Source organism: Flavobacterium sp., assembly GCF_044338735.1.
Classification (GTDB): domain Bacteria; phylum Bacteroidota; class Bacteroidia; order Flavobacteriales; family Flavobacteriaceae; genus Flavobacterium.
The window spans coordinates 1-4,848 of the sequence record NZ_JBIIWV010000154.1 but is presented as its reverse complement, the minus strand read 5'-3'; the positions used below and the strand labels follow the sequence as shown (position 1 = coordinate 4,848).

The 4,848-nt window shown below is 35.2% G+C and carries 6 protein-coding genes; 1 reads left to right on the top strand and 5 read right to left on the bottom strand.

All coding sequences use genetic code 11. The annotated features are described in order from the left end of the window. The coding region (locus ACIQZC_RS09085) for a transketolase C-terminal domain-containing protein (protein WP_396138911.1) at nucleotides 1-264 on the top strand (264 nt) is incomplete at its 5' end. Nucleotides 265-595: 331 nt separating this feature from the next. Here the strand turns inward: ACIQZC_RS09085 and ACIQZC_RS09080 are convergent. The 5 genes from ACIQZC_RS09080 to ACIQZC_RS09060 form a co-directional block, all read right to left on the bottom strand. Next, nucleotides 596-1,342, bottom strand: coding sequence for an Asp/Glu racemase (locus ACIQZC_RS09080; protein WP_396138910.1), 747 nt, complete (start codon nucleotides 1,340-1,342; stop codon nucleotides 596-598). A gap of 68 nt (nucleotides 1,343-1,410) precedes the next feature. Further along, the gene (locus tag ACIQZC_RS09075; protein ID WP_396138909.1) at nucleotides 1,411-2,319 is read right to left on the bottom strand and encodes a fumarylacetoacetate hydrolase family protein; all 909 of its coding nucleotides are present in this window, start codon (nucleotides 2,317-2,319) and stop codon (nucleotides 1,411-1,413) included. Nucleotides 2,320-2,390: 71 nt separating this feature from the next. Continuing rightward, nucleotides 2,391-3,503: a cupin domain-containing protein gene (locus ACIQZC_RS09070; protein ID WP_396138908.1), complete on the bottom strand. Its 1,113-nt coding sequence runs from the start codon at nucleotides 3,501-3,503 to the stop codon at nucleotides 2,391-2,393. A 49-nt stretch (nucleotides 3,504-3,552) separates the two neighbouring features. Further along, on the bottom strand, nucleotides 3,553-4,533 hold the full coding sequence (locus ACIQZC_RS09065; RefSeq protein WP_396138907.1) for a carbon-nitrogen hydrolase family protein: 981 nt from the start codon (nucleotides 4,531-4,533) through the stop codon (nucleotides 3,553-3,555). Between the two features lie 54 nt (nucleotides 4,534-4,587). After that, nucleotides 4,588-4,848, bottom strand: a 261-nt coding sequence (locus tag ACIQZC_RS09060; RefSeq protein WP_396138906.1) for an acyl-CoA thioesterase, incomplete at its 5' end; no start/stop codon positions are given.

Sequence of the window (4,848 nt, the reverse complement as noted above, 5' to 3'; positions counted from 1 at the left end):
CTGCAACCAATGGATTGGGAAGCAATTTACACTTCAGTTAAAAAAACAAGTAAAGTAATCATTCTACAAGAAGATACATTATTTGGTGGAGTAGCAAGCGATATTTCAGCAATGATTATGGAAAACTGTTTTGAATATCTTGATGCGCCTGTTAAAAGATTAGGGAGTATTGAATCGGCAATACCGTTCATGAAATCTTTAGAAGATCAATATTTACCTAAAAATAAGTTTGAAAAAGAACTATTAGAATTGCTAGATTATTAATTTTTATCATAATCACAAAAAAAGACTCCAATTGGAGTCTTTTTTTGTGATTATTTTAATTTTATGCTACAATAGATTATAATAATTTAAAAAAAGAGAGGTAAATTTCACATGAAAAGGCCTTTTTATAAACATAAAAACTATAAAAATGCTATTTTGAAGATAAAAAACATTATTATTTTTAAAATTATAGTATAATATTTTAATTTATAAATATTTTATTATATATTTGCCTCATCAAAATACAAATTTGTATTTGAGAGATAAGTATTTCCCCCCCTTCTATATATATACCTCAATTAGTTTTTTAACTATTTGGGGTTTGTTTTTTTTAATAGTTCCCACTCAATAATTCTCCACCAATAGCAGATTTGGCTTCGATTCCAATTTTCTTCATCATTTCATAAGTCGTACAAACAGCTGCAGAAGTAACTGGGATACCACATTCTGCTTGAATTAAATCGATGGCTTCCAACGATGGCATTTGCACACAAGCTGAAGCAACTAAAACATCGACATCGGTTAAATCTAATTGTTTATAGATTTCTAATAAATTCATTGGGTTTTGAGCCGCTACTTCCAAATTATCTGGAATTTCTAAAGCAATACTTTGTTTTACTTTGATGCCTTGATGTTCGATATAATCCACCACCATATTGGTTAATGGTCGCATATACGGCGTAATAATCGAAATTTGTTTCGCACCCAAAACCTTCAATCCGTTAATTAATGCACCTGCAGAAGTAACAATTGGCGTTGGAAAATCATTAGCAATTGTTTCTTGGTGCAAATTTACTTCCGACACACAATGATACCCGCGTCCCATACTCATAATGGCTACCAAACAGGCATAACCCATCACATCTACGTGAGCATCTGACAATTCTTGCGCACATTTTAAACTCATCGCATCCATTGCTTCCAATTCTTCTTTGGTTACTTTTTTCATACGCATTCTACTGCTGTGAAACGTAAAACGCTCAGGTAAAATGGTTTCGCGTGAGCGAAAAATGGCTGGTATTTCGGTTTCCATCGTAACGTTTGAAGATGGAACTATTTGTCCTATTCTGTATTTCATTTTATATAGTTTACAGTCGCAGTCGCAGTTAACAGTTTGAATACTGAAAACTGAGACTGAAAACTTTTTTAAATTTCTTTAACCGTATTCACAATTGTTCCAATTCCTTCCACAGTAGCTTCTACCACATCTCCATTGTGCATCCATTCTTGTGGATTTCTTCCTGCTCCAACTCCTGCGGGAGTTCCTGTTGCAATGATGTCGCCAGCTTCTAAGGTAAAAACAATACTCAAATCTTCAATCAAATCATTGATATTGAAAAGCATAAATTTGGTATTCGAATTTTGTTTTTCAACGCCATTAACTTTTAACGATAAATTCAAATTATGTGGATTTTCTATTTCATCTTTTGTAACCAAATAAGGTCCCATTGGTGCAAACGTATCCTGTCCTTTAGATACAATCCATTGTCCTTCTCTACGGCAATCACGCGCCGAAATATCATTAATTACGGTGTAACCAAAAACATAATCCATTGCATCTTCTTTAGCTACATATTTCCCTTTTTTAGCAATTACAACTGCCAATTCACATTCCCAATCCAATTGAGAAGTCAATTTTGTATTTTTGATAATTTCCGTATTCGTAGCCGTTACAGTTGTAGGTGGTTTGGAGAAAATAATAGGTTTCGTCGGTAAATTACCAGTTGTATCTAATCCACGGGCACTTTCAGCCACATGTTCGGTGTAATTTAACCCAATTCCAATGATGTTTTTTCTGGGTTTTTCGATAGGCGCTAAAATCGTAACTTCGTTCATTTCATAAGCGATTTCTTCGAAGAAATTTTCTGGTGTTTCCGAAATTAATTCGCTTATTTCAGCAATAATTTCAAATCCCATATCAATTAAATCCAACATATCATTAGGCAATGGGAAATTAGAAATTTCTCCAAAATCTTCCATATCAATGACTTGATTGTTATGAATGAAGCCCAAACGAGGTGCTGTGTCTTGTGTTTTGTAGGTAAGTAGTTTCATATTTTTTATGTTTCAAAGTTGCTAAGTTACAAAGTAGCAAAGTTTTTTATTGATTTTTGAATTTGATATTGTTATTGTATTCGTTGATGACCATTATTTTCTTCTAATTCTCTAATTTGAAATAAACCTAAACTTTCAATTACGGGTAAATCATTGAATTGAAAAAGGCAAGCATCTTCGTTTTCAGAAAGGTTGTGATGTTCGTGCCAAGCCCAACTCGGAACACAGAAAATATCTCTTTCTTTCCAATCGAAACGTTTTCCGTTGATGATGGAAAAACCTTTTCCTTTCGCGCATTGATACACAAACGAACCCGTATGCTTGTGGGTTTTTCCTTTGAAACCCGCTGGTAATAATTGCATCGCGGCTCCCATCGTTTGCATCACGTGTCCGCCTGTTAAAGGATTAGAATATTGCATAAAAATCCCATCAAACGGATTAACTTCATTCACTCTTTGAGCTTCTAAAAGTGCTGGATACACGTTTTTCCAAGAATATTTGAATAAAGGCGAATAGGGCTTGTCCCACGTTTTATCAGCAGGAATTAATCCGGCACAACCGTACATTATTGGTGAATAATTCAGCGGTTTTACTAAAGGTTGCTTACCATCATAAACAGCATAATCATTGGCTTCCAGTGCATTTACTAAAGGAATATCCAAACCATCTTGCCAAATACAGGTTTTCCCACCTTCTTCCACGCCGTGTTCGTGCCAAGTGGAGTTAGGCGTAATGACAAAATCATTGACTTCAAACGTGATTTTATTGCCGTCAACAACTGTGTAACCGCCTTCGCCTTCCATAATAAATCGTAATGCCGATGCCTTATGACGGTGCGCCGAAGTACTTTCACCTGGACGCGTAACTTGAATTCCAGTGTACAACCAACCCACGGCTGCCGAAACATCTTTACGTTTGTCGTTTACCAAATATACGACACGTCTTCCAGCTTGTTCGGGTGTTACTAATTCGGATGATTTTAAAACTAAATCACGTAAATCATCATATTTCCATAGCATTGGAACAGATGACGAACGGGGTTCCCAAGGTTCGATATCATTTGCTACAGTCCACAAAGCACCCGCTCCTAATGTTTCCAATTCTTTGTAATAGGCAACTAATTCGGGTGAATCTTGTACTCTTGCACGACCGATTTGGTCATCTGAAAAGTTATTTTCTTCCATTTTGTTTTATTTTAAATTGATGACTTCGAGAGCCTCAGTCATCAATTATTTATCTTTTATTAAACTCCTCGTGATTTTCAATAAATGTAATTTTTCGCGTTGGGGCGGTATTTACACGTAAATCGAAAATATCAAATCGATTATAATGTCCAAGAATATCGTGCATTTGTTTCGGTTGGATGCACTTTTCTAAGTCGATTTCAGCATATACTATTCCTTCTTCATCAATTAAAGGTGTACCGATTACAGCTCCATTAGGTCCAATAAATCCAGAAAATGCCGAACTTTTTCTATCTAACAATTCATCCACATTTGGCACATCGGCTCGCAAGGCATCTTTGATTTCTTGAGAAATAGTGGAACACGACACAATCGTAAATAATTTTCCTTCAAAAGAATGCGCTGCGGCACGTATTTTAATCGCTTCAGCCATGTCGTAATCTGGTGGAGCAACTGGCAATGAAATATAGTTGGCAATGTGAATCAATTCGCCTTGAGCGAGCAATGCAAATCGTGCTAACGTGTTGGTGTTTTCGCCACAAGCTAATGTTCCTATAGGTCCTATTTCTGTATCGTACACTTTTAATGAAGATCCATCACCTGAAGTCCACGTGAGTTTTTCAGCCCATGTTGGCACTAACTTTCTATGTTTTCCGATTATAACGCCTTTATTATCAATAATTAAATTTGTATTGTAAATTTCGCCATAGCTTGAACCTCGTTCGTTGATTCCGATGACAATATGCATGTCGTTTTCTTTTGCTGCCAAACACAATTTTTGAATTTCAGGTCCGGCAACATCTACTGAATTTTTATACAATTCTTCGTACCATTTACTACCTTGAACAGGTGTCATGATCCAATTCCAATAGGGATATCCCGAAATAAATACTTCAGGAAAAGCAATAAGTTTTGCTTGATTTGAGGCGGCTTCTTTAATAAAAGAAATCGCTTTATCAACTGTTTTTTCTACGTTTAGAAATACAGGCGAGGTTTGAACAGTAGCGGCTTTAAATTTTTTGAATTCCATATTTATGTTGTTACACAAAGTTTCACTAAGTTATCACAGAGTTTCGCTAAGTTTTTATGAGTTTAAATATATTTTAATTTTCTCTTTCATTTCTTCTGAAAAAGGTTCGGCTTTAATGCCGTTTCTTTCTGCGTTGAAAGCTACGTTAACCAGAGTAACTTCGCCTTCTAAAACTATATTATTGCTTTCGTTTTCAAACTCAAATCCACAAATTATTGAAGAGTTTTTTAATTCTTTTACCCACAATTTTTTGGTTAATATTTCGCCCAAACGTGCGGCATTTTTGAATTGAATTTTCAAATCAACTGTTGGAAT

Bases quoted from the DNA above. Each gene is read 5' to 3' on its own strand.
- ACIQZC_RS09075 (WP_396138909.1), bottom strand. From the start codon at position 2,319: ATGAAACTACTTACCTACAAAACACAAGACACAGCACCTCGTTTGGGC.
- ACIQZC_RS09070 (WP_396138908.1), bottom strand. From the start codon at position 3,503: ATGGAAGAAAATAACTTTTCAGATGACCAAATCGGTCGTGCAAGAGTA.
- ACIQZC_RS09065 (WP_396138907.1), bottom strand. From the start codon at position 4,533: ATGGAATTCAAAAAATTTAAAGCCGCTACTGTTCAAACCTCGCCTGTA.
- ACIQZC_RS09080 (WP_396138910.1), bottom strand. From the start codon at position 1,342: ATGAAATACAGAATAGGACAAATAGTTCCATCTTCAAACGTTACGATG.